Source organism: Photobacterium pectinilyticum, assembly GCF_024357955.1.
GTDB lineage: Bacteria > Pseudomonadota > Gammaproteobacteria > Enterobacterales > Vibrionaceae > Photobacterium > Photobacterium pectinilyticum.
Genome location: NZ_JANEYT010000029.1, coordinates 32,951 through 48,510 on the forward strand (window position 1 = coordinate 32,951; position 15,560 = coordinate 48,510).

The 15,560-nt window shown below is 44.4% G+C and carries 12 protein-coding genes and 1 pseudogene; 10 read left to right on the plus strand and 3 right to left on the minus strand.

Annotated features, from left to right (window positions below):
• Window positions 1–245 precede the first annotated feature (245 nt).
• A complete protein-coding gene (locus tag NHN17_RS13600) occupies window positions 246–599 on the plus strand; it encodes a YajD family HNH nuclease (RefSeq protein WP_107348817.1) in 354 nt (117 codons plus the stop codon).
• A gap of 20 nt (window positions 600–619) precedes the next feature.
• Here the strand turns inward: NHN17_RS13600 and NHN17_RS13605 are convergent, their stop codons facing one another.
• Window positions 620–913 (minus strand): winged helix-turn-helix domain-containing protein, encoded by a 294-nt coding sequence (locus tag NHN17_RS13605; RefSeq protein ID WP_255043110.1) that lies wholly within the window; start codon window positions 911–913, stop codon window positions 620–622.
• Between the two features lie 206 nt (window positions 914–1,119).
• On the opposite strand from NHN17_RS13605, the gene NHN17_RS13610 reads away from it, so the two are divergent.
• The 7 genes from NHN17_RS13610 (at window position 1,120) to NHN17_RS13640 (ending at window position 9,096) form a co-directional block, all read left to right on the plus strand.
• Window positions 1,120–1,257, plus strand: coding sequence for a periplasmic nitrate reductase, NapE protein (locus NHN17_RS13610; protein WP_255043111.1), 138 nt, complete (start codon window positions 1,120–1,122; stop codon window positions 1,255–1,257).
• A gap of 73 nt (window positions 1,258–1,330) precedes the next feature.
• Window positions 1,331–3,823: a nitrate reductase catalytic subunit NapA gene (gene napA, locus NHN17_RS13615; RefSeq protein WP_255043112.1), complete on the plus strand. Its 2,493-nt coding sequence runs from the start codon at window positions 1,331–1,333 to the stop codon at window positions 3,821–3,823.
• A 10-nt stretch (window positions 3,824–3,833) separates the two neighbouring features.
• A complete protein-coding gene (locus tag NHN17_RS13620) occupies window positions 3,834–4,289 on the plus strand; it encodes a nitrate reductase cytochrome c-type subunit (protein ID WP_255043113.1) in 456 nt (151 codons plus the stop codon).
• Between the two features lie 12 nt (window positions 4,290–4,301).
• Window positions 4,302–4,883, plus strand: a complete 582-nt coding sequence (locus tag NHN17_RS13625; protein ID WP_255043115.1) for a NapC/NirT family cytochrome c — start codon at window positions 4,302–4,304, stop codon at window positions 4,881–4,883.
• Window positions 4,884–5,184: 301 nt separating this feature from the next.
• Window positions 5,185–6,147, plus strand: coding sequence for an LpxL/LpxP family Kdo(2)-lipid IV(A) lauroyl/palmitoleoyl acyltransferase (gene lpxL / locus NHN17_RS13630; RefSeq protein WP_255043116.1), 963 nt, complete (start codon window positions 5,185–5,187; stop codon window positions 6,145–6,147).
• Between the two features lie 445 nt (window positions 6,148–6,592).
• Entirely contained in the window at window positions 6,593–7,522 is a 930-nt protein-coding gene (gene lpxL / locus NHN17_RS13635) for an LpxL/LpxP family Kdo(2)-lipid IV(A) lauroyl/palmitoleoyl acyltransferase (protein ID WP_255043117.1), read from the plus strand.
• A gap of 191 nt (window positions 7,523–7,713) precedes the next feature.
• Window positions 7,714–9,096, plus strand: coding sequence for an alanine/glycine:cation symporter family protein (locus NHN17_RS13640; RefSeq protein WP_444964451.1), 1,383 nt, complete (start codon window positions 7,714–7,716; stop codon window positions 9,094–9,096).
• A 122-nt stretch (window positions 9,097–9,218) separates the two neighbouring features.
• Here the strand turns inward: NHN17_RS13640 and NHN17_RS13645 are convergent.
• Window positions 9,219–10,054, minus strand: a pseudogene (locus NHN17_RS13645) (pirin family protein).
• Between the two features lie 435 nt (window positions 10,055–10,489).
• Here NHN17_RS13645 and NHN17_RS13650 point away from each other — a divergent pair.
• Window positions 10,490–11,581: a porin gene (locus tag NHN17_RS13650; protein ID WP_255043119.1), complete on the plus strand. Its 1,092-nt coding sequence runs from the start codon at window positions 10,490–10,492 to the stop codon at window positions 11,579–11,581.
• Between the two features lie 29 nt (window positions 11,582–11,610).
• Entirely contained in the window at window positions 11,611–14,835 is a 3,225-nt protein-coding gene (locus NHN17_RS13655; protein WP_255043120.1) for an ExeM/NucH family extracellular endonuclease, read from the plus strand.
• 208 nt (window positions 14,836–15,043) lie between these two features.
• Here the strand turns inward: NHN17_RS13655 and NHN17_RS13660 are convergent, their stop codons facing one another.
• Window positions 15,044–15,526: a YajQ family cyclic di-GMP-binding protein gene (locus NHN17_RS13660; RefSeq protein ID WP_107348828.1), complete on the minus strand. Its 483-nt coding sequence runs from the start codon at window positions 15,524–15,526 to the stop codon at window positions 15,044–15,046.
• Window positions 15,527–15,560 lie beyond the last annotated feature (34 nt).

A 15,560-nucleotide genomic window follows, 5' to 3' on the forward strand; every position in this document is an offset into this window, starting at 1 on the left:
ATTAAGCATTTAGCCGTCTTGTCGCTTAATTTAGCACCAATTAACATTGACATTACTCTGTCATTTGGCCATTTGTAAAATGATAAACTGCTTTTACCTGTTATTTTGAACAATCCTATCTTTCATTTTTAGCGCAAAATGTTTCATTCAGTGAGACTATTCATGAATTTCCCATTGTTTTGCAGCACTGGATGGTGAAATCCTTTAAACTAGCGACGTAATCAAAATCAATCCTAGGTGAGAAAATGTCTTCTGATTTTTATGGAACCAGTGCGGCGTATGCTCGGCAAGAGCAAGGCTACCGAGAAAAAGCGCTGAAACTATACCCTTGGGTGTGTGGCCGTTGTAGCCGTGAGTTTGTCTATTCAAACCTGCGTGAACTAACAGTACATCATGTCGATCATGACCATACCAACAATCCAGCAGATGGTAGTAACTGGGAGTTGCTCTGCTTGTTTTGTCATGACCATGAACATGAAAAATATACTGAGCACGACAACCAGATGGGCAGTGTGGTGAAAGCGGGTGAAGATGATCACCAAGCCGCGACGTTTAATCCATTTGCAGATCTTAAAGCGATGATGGATAAGAAAAAGTAACCGCTACCAACTTGCTGTGATTATGGGTAATTCAGAACCGATTTGATTTCAGCAATATTCTCGGCGATCCACAATTTGTTGATCGCCCCCCAGTTTTCTATTTCATATCTTCCACTGCGATTGCGTTCACCTTTTGTTTGCTTGAAAGTACACACAATATCAAGCTCGGTAAGGCTCTTGATCGTATCTTGAGCTGTGCGCCGCGGCATGCCCGTATACTCAAGGATATCTGGTACGGTTGCTATCCCTGAATTAATCAGGTGTGCGACATATAGCCGTCGGTAAAAGCTTGATTTCGTTTTACTGATCGTCACTCCATAACCCCTTTTCAAACAGTGTTTATACCAAACTAAGCAATATTCTGCCTTATCACCCTAGCATCAATATTGTGCGTATTGCACTCAATAATATCCGCACAAAAAATACGAGATTTTCTCAACGAAGGTTTTTATCTCATCAAGTTATCAAATTCTCGGAAGCTAGCTAGAGTTATAAGTATTCAGACTAATTGGAGTTAATGATGAGTGATGCTAACCAGCACCGTTCTGAACTAAAGGCTTTTCTTTTTATTACCATTGTTCTGTTTCCCATTCTTGCTGTTGCCGTTGTCGGCGGCTATGGGTTTATTGTGTGGTTTTTGCAGGTATTAGCAGGCTAGTAAAAATATAAATATCAAAAGCTTGTGATTGTGAGTGTTTTTTACCGTGAAGCAATAGTTGAGTGAGATAGCAATGAAATTTTCTCGGCGTAAGTTTATAAAGGCGCAGGCTGCAGCCAGTGCCGCGGCGGCGGCTGGTATGTCGATACCAGTTGTGGCGAGCAATGTGGTTACCGATTCAGAGAAAACTAATATCACCTGGGAGAAGGCTCCCTGTCGATTTTGTGGGACTGGGTGTTCTGTCAATGTTGGGGTTAAAGATGACAAGGTGGTTGCGACCCATGGTGATATTAAATCGCCTGTAAATCGTGGACTTAATTGTGTAAAGGGCTATTTTCTGTCAAAGATTATGTACGGTGATGATCGCCTGACACAGCCGATGTTAAGAATGAAAGATGGGAAGTTTGATAAAGAGGGGGATTTTACTCCCATTAGCTGGGAGCAAGCTTTCGATATCATGGCCGAAAAATGGAAAGCGGTGCTGAAAGAAAAAGGCCCAGAAGCGATTGGCATGTTCGGTTCGGGGCAGTGGACGATTTATGAAGGCTATGCGGCATCCAAACTGATGAAGGCAGGGTTTCGCTCTAATAATATTGACCCCAATGCTCGGCATTGTATGGCCTCGGCGGTAGTCGGTTTCATGCGTACTTTCGGTATTGATGAGCCTATGGGTTGTTATGATGATATTGAAGCTGCCGATGCCTTTGTTCTGTGGGGCTCTAATATGGCAGAAATGCACCCAATACTTTGGACGAGAGTAACAGACCGCCGGCTATCAAATCCTCATGTGAAAGTGTCGGTGTTATCTACTTTTGAACATCGTAGTTTTGAGTTGGCGGATGTTCCGATCGTATTTGAGCCCCAATCTGACCTCGCAATCCTTAACTTCATTGCCAATTACATCATTACAAACGATAAAGTGAATCATAGCTTTGTTGGTAAACATGTGAACTTCCGCCGGGGTGCGACGGATATTGGTTATGGGCTCCGGCCGGAGAATCCCCTTCAGCAAAAGGCGAAAAACCCAGATAGCGGCGATTCTGAGCCGATGACATTTGATGAGTTCAAAGATTTCGTCTCTGAATACACGGTGGAGAAGGCCAGCGAGATGTCGGGCGTTCCACAAAACAGACTGATTGAATTAGCCGAACTCTATGCCGATCCCGATACCAAAGTTATGTCTTTTTGGACGATGGGATTTAACCAACATACACGTGGGGTGTGGTGTAACAACTTGGTTTATAACATCCACTTGCTGACCGGGAAAATTTCTACGCCGGGGAACAGTCCTTTTTCACTTACAGGTCAGCCGTCGGCATGCGGCACTGCGCGTGAGGTTGGTACTTTTTCTCACCGTCTTCCAGCCGATATGGTGGTCAATAATCCTGAGCACCGGAAAATTGCCGAAAAAATATGGAAACTTCCCGACGGGACTATTCCGGGTAAAGTAGGGGCACATGCAGTGCTGCAAAGCAGGATGCTTAAAGATGGAAAAATCAATGCGTATTGGATCCAGGTAAACAATAACCTGCAAGCTGCCGCCAATATCAATGAAGAAACCCTGCCGGGTTACCGAAACCCAGACAACTTTATTGTTGTGTCAGATGCCTACCCTACAGCCACTGCTCAGGCTGCCGATTTGATCTTACCGGCGGCTATGTGGGTAGAAAAGGAAGGAGGGTATGGTAATGCCGAGCGCCGGACTCAGCTTTGGCATCAAATGGTGGATGCGCCGGGAGAGGCAAAATCAGATCTATGGCAGCTAGTTGAGTTTTCAAAACGCTTTAAAACGGATGAAGTTTGGCCAAAAGAGTTGCTGGACTCCAACCCTGGCTATAAAGACAAAACCCTGTTTGATGTGTTGTTTGCCAATGATCAAGTTAATGAATTCCCACTGGAAGATATTGCTGAAGGTCACAGCAATGCCGAGTCGACTGATTATGGCTTTTATATTCAAAAAGGGTTATTTGAGGAATATGCTCAGTTCGGTCGCGGTCATGCTCATGATTTAGCCCCATTTGATGTTTACCATGAAGAGCGAGGCTTACGTTGGCCTGTTGTTGATGGCAAGGAAACCTTGTGGCGATTTAAGGAAGGTTCTGATCCTTACGCGAAACCGGGCAGTGACTTTGATTTTTATGGTAAGCCTGATGGCCGAGCAGTGATATTCGCTCTGCCATATGAGCCACCAGCAGAAAGTCCTGATGAAGAGTATGACTTGTGGCTATCTACAGGCCGTGTTTTGGAGCATTGGCATTCAGGGTCAATGACTCGGCGAGTGCCTGAGTTACACAAATCATACCCTAACGCACAGGTCTTTATGCATCCTGAAGACGCTAAATCACGCGGCATGCGGCGTGGCGATGCGGTAAAAGTGGTTTCACGACGGGGTGAAATTATTACACGGGTGGAAACGCGGGGTAGGAACAAGCCCCCTAAAGGGTTGGTGTATGTCCCGTGGTTTGATGCTAGCCAGCTGATCAACAAGGTTACATTGGATGCCACCGATCCACTTTCTAAGCAAACAGATTTTAAGAAATGTGCTGTTAAAGTGGTAAAGGCATAGGGGTACAACCATGATTAGACTATTTGCTGTACTTTTATTGTTTTTTACCGGACTGGTGATCGCGGCAACTGAGGTTATCAAGGGGGATGAATTGGCAACAACACGTCAATATCCTCTTAATGGAGAACCTGAGCCACCGCAAATGAATAAAACAATTAATAACGACAGGATCCCAAAGCGAAGCTATCCAATGCAACCGCCGTTGATCCCACATAAGATCGATAACTACCAAGTAGATTTGAATGCGAACAAATGTATGGCCTGCCACGCGCGTAGCCGGGTAGAAGATACACAAGCGAGAATGATCAGTGTCACTCACTATATGGATAGAGACGGTAACTTCCTTGCAGAGCTGTCGCCACGGCGTTATTTCTGCGAGCAGTGTCATGTGGTGCAAACCGATGCTAAGCCATTGGTTGGCACATCATTTACCGATCTCGATACGCTGCTCGATCAAGAGAAGTAAGGGAGGAAGCGTATGTGGCAATGGTTAAAAAAGTGGTGGACGCTCATCCGTTCACCCGCGAAGTATTTTAGTCTTGGTTTTTTGACATTAGGAGGCTTCATAGCCGGTGTGATTTTTTGGGGTGCGTTTAATACCGGAATGGAATTTACTAACTCAGAGCCATTTTGTGTTAGTTGCCATGAAGATAACGTGTATCAGGAGATCCAGGGTACTATCCACTTTAATAATCGTACTGGGGTAAGGGCGATTTGTTCAGACTGTCATGTTCCACACGACTGGACAGATAAAATGGCGCGAAAGATGCAGGCTTCAAAGGAAGTATGGGCATGGGTAACAGGGGCGATTTCTACCCCTGAAAAGTTCGAAGCCCGGCGTCTGCATATGGCTGAGCGTGAGTGGACACGGATGAAGAAAAATGACTCCCTTGAATGTCGGAACTGCCATGAGTTCAGCTATATGGATTTCACGCAGCAATCTCAGCGTGCATCGGTACAGCATTCGAGCTCATTAGCTGATGGGTCCAAAACGTGCATAGATTGTCATAAAGGGATCGCGCACCGTCTTCCGGATATGAGGGGAGTAGAGGGCTTTTAGAGTGAAATCTATGTAATAAAAGAGCTTAATTTCATTAATCATACTAAGCGGCTAAAAATGACACACTGATTGAAGTGTTGATATTTAGCCGCTTTCTTTTGCCAATTTGTCAATGAAAAAACATCGTTCACTTTCATTGGTTTATCATAAATTGTCTTTTTTGAATGGGGCGAACATTTAATCGTGAGTATAACATAATTTAGCTATGTTTTTGAGTGTGCTCAGCGTATGATTCAACAACATTTACGTTTTTTATAAGTTGGTAAATTTATTTAGAATTTACCTATTGCGATAATTATTTATGAGCAAATTCGCTGCACCTCGCTTCTCTTGGAAGCTACTTAGCCCACGTTACTGGCCAACCTTACTGCTGATCTTAGTCATGTATTTACTGAGTTGCCTTCCCTACGTTGTCCAGCGTCGCTTAGGGCAGGGGGTTGGCCGTTTGGCCCTAGGGCTGATGAAAAAGCGCCGTTTTACGATTGAGCGTAACCTTGATCTTTGCTTTCCAGAAATGGCTGAGCGCGAAAAGAAAGATATCATTAAAAAAAATATAGATAATACAGGTTTAGCCTTGTTCGAAACCGGTATGGCATGGTTTTGGTCGGATGCAAGGGTTAAACGCCATGTTCGTATAGAGGGCATGGAGCATATCGAAAAGCTTGAGCAAGAAGGCAAAGGTGCGCTGTTCGTTGCTGTACACTCATTGAATTTAGAACTCGCGGCACGCGCGTTTGGAATTCACAAATCAGGTACCGGGATATACCGCCCGAATAATAACCCTTGTTTTGATTTTGTTCAGTACCGAGGACGAGCCCGCTCCAACCGAACATTGATTGATCGTAAAGATGTCAAAGGGATGTTGAAGGCATTGAGCACAGGATCGCGTGTATGGTATGCACCTGATCATGACTATGGCCGCCGGCGTTCAACGTTTGCTCCTTTGTTTGCTGTTGAGAAAGCCTGTACTACGACAGGAACCAGTTTGTTAGTCGACAACAGTGGCTGCGAAGTCATGACGTTTAGAATGGTTCGCGAAAATAATTCGGGCGATTATGTGATAACTCTAGCGCCGTTGCAGGAAGAGTTCCCACGTAATGACCCAGAGCAGGCCGCTGCTGTTATTAACAGAGCGGTTGAAAGTGCTATTCTTGCCGCACCTTGTCAGTACATGTGGCTGCACCGTCGTTTTAAAACACGCCCGGAAGGCGAGCCATCTCTATACGGTAAAGAAGCGGTTGAATTACATTCAAGCACAGTGTAACCCTGCGATTCAATATACCCAAGTAGCGTCAAGGTACTTGGGTATAAACCCCTCTTGTTTATTCAAGTCACCACTTTGAGTGGTTCCAGCCATTATAATTAGGTTAGGCTACGCCAGAGCAGATTTCTTTATTTGAATAACACCAAGCTGATTTAATAGCCTTATCATTTCTGCGTCATCCCTGTCGTTTGAGACTAATTCCAATTCGTAATACATACTCTTCCGTGCATTTTTGCATGTCTGTTATCCTTATTGCTTCATCTCTGCCCTTTCGCTTAATGTAAACTGAAAATTAATGGTACAAAACTTCATCCTCTTGCATAGCCAATCGCCACGCAATAGAATGCAGCGTTCGATATAAATTCCGTATATAGTTTTTTCCGGCTTTGGATTGCTTGGAAAAGGTATATATATGAATAAAAATAGAAATGGGATATCACCGCTTATGAGTAATTTTACAGCGCCTACTTTTACAAAGTCGCTTTTACATCCACGATATTGGTTAACCCTGCTGATGGTCGGAGTGGTGTACCTCATCAGTTGGCTACCGTACTTTATACAATTTCGTATGGGGCAAGCTCTCGGGCGTTTGGCTATGCGTATTATTAAAAAGCGCAAGAAGATCATTGCACGTAACCTTGAGTTGTGTTTCCCAGACATGTCGCAAGATGAGCGCGATGTGTTGATGAAGAAGAACATTGATAATACCGGTTTGGCGATGTTTGAAACGGGTATGGCTTGGTTTTGGCCAGATATTCGCGTTGAACGCCATGTGACTTATGAAGGCATGGAGCATATTCATCAACTTGAAGCTGAAGGCAAAGGGGTGTTACTTGTTGCCGTGCACTCATTGAACCTTGAGCTTGGTGCTCGTGCATTTGGTATGAAAACGCCAGGAGTGGGTGTTTATCGACCAAATAAAAACCCTTGTTTTGATTATTTTCAGTTTACAGGTCGTATCCGCTCCAACAAATACATGATTGACCGTAAAGACGTTAAAGGCATGTTGCGTGCATTACGTAAAGGCGAGCGAGTGTGGTATGCCCCTGATCATGATTATGGTAAGCGACGTTCGACTTTTGCCCCTTTGTTTGCGGTTGAAAACGCATGTACTACAACCGGCACAAGCTTGTTGGTCGATGCGTCGCATTGTGCTGTGGTGCCTTTTGCAATGGTGCGCAATACTGATTCAGGTCGCTATACCCTAAAGGTCTTCCCGCCGTTGGATGCGTTTCCTCATAACGATCCTGATGCCGCTGCTGCTTATGTCAACAAAGCTGTTGAGCGATCTATCATGGAAGCCCCCGACCAATACATGTGGCTGCACCGCCGCTTTAAGACTCGCCCGGAAGGTGAATCATCCTTGTATGATTAAATTTCCTTTCATTAGTTGATGAATAAAGCTTCCTTGTGAAGCTTTTTTTATACCCCTCATATTCCTCTCACGCTGCAGTGGCTGTTTTGAATTTGTCTGACTCTGAATATTGTTGTTCGCTATTATGTTGAATTTATAGTCAATGACGCCTATGTTTTTTGGACATGTAAATATAAAAAGAGAGCGCAAGGATGGATTCAATAGCGAATTTCGTCTCAGCCATAAATGGCTTTGTGTGGGGAGTCCCCATGCTGGTACTTATCCTAGGGGTGGGTATTTATCTAACACTTGGCTTGAAGTTAATGCCAATTGTGAAAATAGGCGCAGGTTTCAAATTACTCTGGACAGGAAGGATCCCCGAGAAAGAAGAAGAGGCCAAAGGGGAGATAAGCCCATTTAATGCATTAATGACTTCTCTGTCTGCAACTATCGGGACTGGTAATATTGCTGGTGTGGCGACGGCTATATTTTTAGGGGGCCCGGGTGCTTTATTTTGGATGTGGTGTACTGCGCTTGTTGGAATGGCAACGAAGTTTGCCGAAGCGGTATGTGCAGTGAAATACCGTGAAACGGATGCGAATGGCAACCATGTTGGTGGCCCGATGTACTATATCAAAAACGGCTTGAGTAGTAAGTGGGCATGGCTGGGTACGGCATTTGCTATTTTTGGTGCATTAGCTGGGTTTGGTATTGGTAACACCGTTCAGTCTAATTCTGTTGCTGCCGCGGTTGAGTCGAGCTTCGGGATCTCTCCTATAATGTCAGGTTTGATCATGATGATTTTAGTCGGGCTCGTACTGATGGGGGGGATCAAACGTATCGCGGATGTTGCTGGTAAATTGGTTCCATTAATGGCTGGGTTTTACATTGCCTCTGGCTTGGTTGTTCTGATCATAAACATTTCCGACATCCCGGCGGCTTTCGGTTTGATTATTAGTAGTGCCTTTACGCCAGTTGCCGCGCAAGGAGGCTTTGCCGGGGCTGCTGTGTGGGCTGCAATCCGGTTTGGTGTGGCCCGTGGTATTTTCTCAAATGAAGCAGGGTTGGGGAGTGCCCCAATAGCTCATGCTGCGGCTCAAACTAAAAACCCGGTCGCTCAAGGCTTAGTGGCCATGCTCGGTACATTTATTGATACCATTGTTGTTTGTAGTATTACTGGTTTGGCGATTGTCGTATCAGGCAGTTGGCTCAGTGGTGAAACCGGGGCAGCCTTAACATCGATGGCATTTGCCTCTGCATTACCTGGTATTGGTAACTATGTGGTTGCCATAGCACTGTCTATCTTTGCCTTTACAACAATATTGGGCTGGAGCTTTTATAGTGAAAAATGCGTCCAATATTTATTTGGTGTGAAAGCCGTCGTGCCTTTTCGAGTGTTGTGGGTTATTGCAGTGCCGATAGGAGCAACCAGTTCGTTAGAGTTTATCTGGCTACTTGCAGATACACTTAATGCCATGATGGCAATTCCTAACTTGATAGCCCTATCACTGTTAAGTCCTGTGGTGTTCAAGTTGACGAAGGAATATTTTGCCCAACTAGCACAAGAAAACACGAAGGGATCAGATCTTGAATAGGTAATTCAACACTGTCATTTAAAGTGGCGGCTAACATTGATTATCATGATAGCCGCTATTTATTTTAAAACAGATACGTGGTGTTAAAACGGATAGGGCTTTGGGCATTCGCAAACCAAACCTTAGACTAATGTCCCTTGCTGGTAATCCTGAATTGCTTGCTCAATTTCACCCATGCTGTTCATTACAAAGGGTCCATAGTGCACGACTGGCTCGTTAATAGGATGGCCAGATAACAACAACACCCCAGCTTCATTTTCTGCAGCCATAGCTAAACTTTCCCCGTCTCCAAGCAGCGCTAGGGTACCTTGTTTGACCTTCGTCTGACCCACTTGAATCTCACCATGGTAGACGTAGATCATGGCTTGGAAGTCGGGGTTGAGGCAACTGTTAAAGGTTGCGGCTTTGCTTGTCTGCCAATCAGCAATCGTAACAGGGACACCTGTTTGTTGTAATGGACCGGCAAGTGTCGTTCCCTGGGTTGTTAAGTCACCGGCAATGACGCGGATAAGGCTGCCATCCTCTTGCTGGTATTGGGTGATAACATCAGACTGGAAATCATGATAATCCGCTGGCTGCATTTTCTTGGCTGCTGGCAAGTTAATCCAGATTTGGAATCCGTGTAGCGTGCCATCAGTCATTATCGGCATTTCACTATGGATGACACCTTTACCTGCAGACATCCATTGCGCACCACCATCCCGTAATTCACCTACGTTGCCCATATGGTCTTTATGTTGGAAGTGGCCATTGAGCATATACGTCAGAGTTTCTATACCGCGGTGTGAGCCGGAAATCCACCAATGTAGTCATCTGCGCTTTCGGATTTCAGTTCATCAATCATTAAAAAGGGTGAGAACTGCGTGTTATTAAACCCGTGGACACGCTGAATACGGACACCGTCACCATCAGAGGAAGGGTGGGCGGGAATGAGTGACTGGATTTGTCGAATTGTCATGTTTGCCTCCGAATCTGTTTTATTGTTTTAGTGTATGCCGAGTTGTGGATGACAAACAGTAGCCATTGACGAACAAGATGTTTAAAAAAATCGAATAAGAAATATAGAAAGTAAACGTGCTTACTTCTGGTTGAGGTGAATAGTATATGCAGCAACGTTAGGGGGTGGAATTTTACTTGTTATGGTGGTGAGTTGAATTACTTATTGCTGTTACTGTGGTTGGTTGTTTTTGTTGAAAATAAGATGCTGGGCGGTTTCTGTATGATTAATCAGTAGCATGATTTTATTCATTTTGTTTGTGAATATTAATGGGTGTTCTTAGTTGTAAGGAAAATACTTCGCCTGAAAGTGCTGTGATATCAATCACATTGTGATGCATTTAATATCTATAGAATTCACGAAATTTTGGTTGGTGTCACATTTCAAGGAGTATTAATGGATATAACAGCAAAGAGAAAAGTATCGCTTTCTCTTTTGTCGACAGCCATGTTGGTATCTTTTTCAAGCCATGCAGTATTAATTTACGAAGATGAGAACAGTCAAGTTGAATTATTCGGTGAGGTTTCTTTGGGTGCCTATATGGGCAATCAAAAAGAATATGCCGAATATAATTCAAACGAAGCTTTGATTGATGACACTTTTGGGACATTAGGTGTTAAAGGTCAAACCGGTAATCTTATTTATCGCTTGGAGCTTGATTTCCAGAGAGAAAATTGGAATGGCGGTACTGGTGAAATGGTGCTCGATTTTGATAAAGCCTATATGGGATATTTTATTGATTCGCAGCATTATATTGAAATTGGTATGACGGACACCGCAGTAGATGATATTGATGGTTTTGGTGACCTGACCTTTGAGTTAGGTGTTGAAATCCCTGATGCCGGCGACCAACCTCGAACGGTAAAGTACCACTTTAATTATAACGAGTTTCAAGCTGCCGCATCGTATAGTTACAAATCTGAATCATCCTCGGGTTCAGATTACGGAGATGTTGTGAGTGGCTATGCCGGTTATTTTGGTGATCGAGCCTCATTAGTACTTGGTCTTGAAAAACGTGCTGGTTCTGAGGGTTCATCTCAGTATGGTGAGGGGTATCTGTATACCCTTGGTGCTCGATACCTTGTCAATCAAGAACTTGAATTCGGTATCAATGGTTTTATCCAGAATCAAGATATCGCTCAGGAGAGAACGGTTATTACTCCACCTGAAGGTTATAAGCCAGGTGAATACCAATTCAACCAATATGAGACATTGAAAAACAGTGGTTTGTTGGTATCAGCACGTTATGCCGTGCTGTCTAATGTTGATGTGTTTGCCTCAAGTAACTACGAAAGTCGAGAAGAGTGGGATAAGTTCGGTGACTATTGGACTGGCAACGATACGCAATGGCGAGAGTGGGGTAAAGACCGCATCTGGCATACCGCGGGTCTAAGCTACCGCCCGACACATAATACTGAATTCGGTGCAGAAATCAGCTTGGGCGAGACCGCTCAAATTGGTTACGCCTCTGCAACTGTATATTTCTGATAGTTATCATTTAAATTAAGTATATTGATATGAAATCATCTTATTCTTTGCTGGCGCTGGCAATTGGCGCCAGCATGAGTGCCAGTGCGCTGGCCGATATCAGCGATATCATCATTTCGGAATATGTCGAAAATGGTGCAAACAGTACCTATACTCGAGCTGTAGAGTTGACCAACATCGGTGTTGAGTCACATACTTTTGATAGTACCTATTCTCTGTACCATAAACACGCAGCGGGTTGGACCAATGAGATCTTGGCCGCTGATGGTGCCCCAATCCTGCATGGCCTTAGCATTCAGCCAAACAGCAGTATTGTAATTCTTCACCCTGAGTCTCACTCCCGTGATGAAATTGAAGCGATTGTTGCTGCTAATGACGGTCAAGTTTATTTTTCGGGCACTTACGATCAGGTACAGAATGGCAGCCTGAACTTTACGGGTAGCAGCGCAGTTTTGATTGCTGAGAGTGGCCTGGTTGATAAAGAAGAACCAACCGATATTCAAGATATTGTTGGGTATCTTGGTCAATACAACTGGGGGGAAACCGTAACTCTTCGTCGTCAAGAGGGCGCAGTGCCTTCCAGCAGTTACAATCCAAACGATTGGACCCAGCATCCGGGTGGTACATATGATGGCTTAGGAAGCCCTGAGCTTGATGAACCTGTTGAACCGGGTCAGATCTGTTCTGATAACCCAGGCTTTGCTTATAAGTCGATCACAGAGATTCAAGGTACTGGCGATCGTTCGCCATTGGTTCCGGATGGCAGTTTCTGGAGTGATGAATCTTATCGCTTAAGTGGTATTGTTGCCCACGTTACGACCGGGAACAGTACCTGGCGCGGTGTGTACCTCCAAGACGTGGTAGAGCGAAGTGATCGCGAGGGGTCCGACGGCATTTTTGTTGAAGTTGCAGGTGTTGATGAAAGCCTAGTTGGCCAAGAAATTTGCTTTGTCGGTAAGGTACAAGAGCTATTTAATCGTACTCAGTTTGTGCCTTCTGATAGTGATTATCAAATCATGAACTCCAACTCTGTTGCACCTCGGGTGACACCACTGGAGATCATAGCCTCTGACTATAACGCTGATGGTGAGCTAGAATTCAACCGCACACTTGAGCGCCACGAAGGCATGCTGATAACTCTGCCGCAAGATGTTAATCCGGATCAAGACGGTGATCAGGACATGCGCGTTACCCGCACCTTTATGTTTGATTACTCAAGTTTTCGTAACAACATGGTGTTGAGTTACGAGCGCCCTAATTTGCACCCAAATCAGCTTTATCCTGCGGCTTCTGATGACGCAATGGCATTGCACAAGCAGAATGAAACACGACGCTTATTTGTTGAAAGTGATGAAAAAGCACCGGATGGTACTATTCCTTACTACCCGGAATTTGCTGATGCACCCAATGACCACGTTATCTTGGTAAATGACAGCGTTGTTGGTATTACTGGTGTTTTGGATTACAGCCACAGTGAATACCGATTGATCCCATCCGAAAACGTGTCAAAAGATACATTCAAACAAAATACGCCGCGAACGACTTCGCCGTCAGTCCCAATGGAATTGGAAAGCGACGAGTTTGCACTTAAGTTGGTTGCGAGTAATGTCCTGAATTACTTCAATTCACCGTTTGGTGGCGATCGTAACCGCTTTGGTGAAAACCGTGGAGCGGAAAGTTACGAAGAGTTTGAACGCCAGCAAGCGAAGATTGTTGAAGTGTTGTATCAGTTAGATGCCGATGTAGTTGGTTTGGTCGAAGTCGAAAATAATGGCTTTGGTGATTACAGCGCTATCGCTCAGTTGGTTGATGAGCTGAACAGTAAGTATACCGATGATCGCTATTCAAACCGTAACGGTAAAGATTCAATTTACAACCGTTATCGTTTTATCGGCTTTGACTCAAATGGCGATGCTATTTTGGACGCGCATGATCACGTCGGTACCGACGCCATTACTAATGGTTTGATCTACCGCCCAACTAAAGTGATGCTAGATTCTTCACGTATCATTGAGATGCCGAATCAGAATGCCCCATCAATAACAGATGAAAATGGCAATCTATATGTTGATTCGCAAGGGCGCCCGCTAAGTAGTGGCCGCGCATTCCAGCGTCATGCAGTTGCAGCAACCTTTATTGTTAATAATACAGGTAAACAGTTGACGGTTGCGGTAAACCACTTTAAGTCAAAAGGCTCAAATTGTATTGATGACTGGGATGGTTGGGAAGAATGGGAGAATTTCACACCAGGAGACTCATTACATGATGATGATTTGCAAGGGCAGTGCGAAAACTTCCGAGTAGCGGCTGCGCATCAGTTGGGTAAAGAGTTAAGTAAAATCCCAGGTGATCAGGTGATCCTTGGCGATCTTAATGCTTATGCTTATGAAGATGCAGTACTGGTTCTGACTGATAACCCGACAGGTAAAACGTTGCGTGCGGGTCAGCATACCTACATTGGTGAGCGACCACAGTTTGGTAGCGATCAATCTGGTGTTGAGATTAAAGAAACGTTTGGTTATGTTAATGCCGTTAAGTTGATGGACGATAAGTTTGGTCGTCAGCCTAGCTGGAGTTTCTCTTACAATGATACACTTGGTTCGCTAGACCATGTTCTGGTTACACCAAGCATGACATCACGTATTCGAAACGCTGCAGATTGGCATATCAATAGTACTGAATCAACGCTGTTTGACTATACCACTGGCTATAAAGGCAGTAATCCTGAAAACTTCCATGACCAGGGTATCACGCCATGGCGTTCGTCAGATCACGATCCAGTGATCACTGCTGTTGCATACCGTTACGCAGAACCGGGCACGCTTGAACGACGCTTTATTACCATTAGTAGCCGTGCTGAAATCCCTTATGTTATTCGCTCAACAGCAGAAGCCAAGGCCGGTGATAAGGTGCAATTCAGCTTGACGGCACGTGATGATCAGGACATGTCTCGTGTTACTTTGGCTGAGCCGATCTTGACCGAAGATGGTGAGCAAACTTTATTGCTTGAATTATCTGGTGTTGAATATGGTAAGTATAGATTTTCGATGATCTTGACTCGGGATGGTAAGGAAGTACCTGACTCACAAGTTACGTTTGACGGTATTATCGCTAAACCAGACAGCCTTGCACCTGAAATCAATATTCCACGATACGATAAGTCAGGCGGTAGTACTGGTTTCTTATCACTATTTGGTTTGTTGGGTCTGGTCGTTGTTCGCAAAACACGCTTACGTTTGCTAAGTCAGCGCTAATTATTAAGCACGCCTTAAAATAACCTGAGAAGTACCCCGTGTTTACGGGGTACTTTTTTTATGCGCTGTAGATCAGTTGTGTTAATAATTATTAATGATTTTAACCAGCAAGACTGATCAAATATTCATGTAGGTTGGTTTACGTATGGTTGCTGAAGACGTAAAAAAACCGCCAGCTGGCGGTTTATTTAGAGCGAAACATACCGGCTTAGTCACGGAAGTTGTCAAACTGGAATGACTGGCCCAGCTCAGCACCGCGTACAAGTGCCATAGCTGCTTGCAGGTCATCACGTTTCTTGCCTGTTACACGTACTTTATCGCCTTGGATTGAAGCCTGTACTTTAAGCTTCTCATCTTTAATCATTTTAACGATTTTTTTCGCAACAGCTGTGTCGACGCCTTGCTTGAATTCGACGTTACAAGCAAAAGATTTACCAGTGCGAGTGGTGTCTTTTTGATCCATTGACTGGGCGTCAACGTGACGCTTAGCAAGGTTGCCGCGAAGAATCGTAATTAGCTGGCCTAGCTGGTAATCTGATTCAGTCGTAATTTTTACGACTTCTTTCTCTAGTTTGAAGCTGGCTTCTACACCTCGGAAGTCAAAACGAGTTTCAAGTTCACGAGACGCATTTTCTACCGCATTTCGGATTTCAACGAAGTCTACTTCAGAAACAATATCAAAAGATGGCATGTGCGTAATCCTAATTGTTTAGTGATTTAATGAT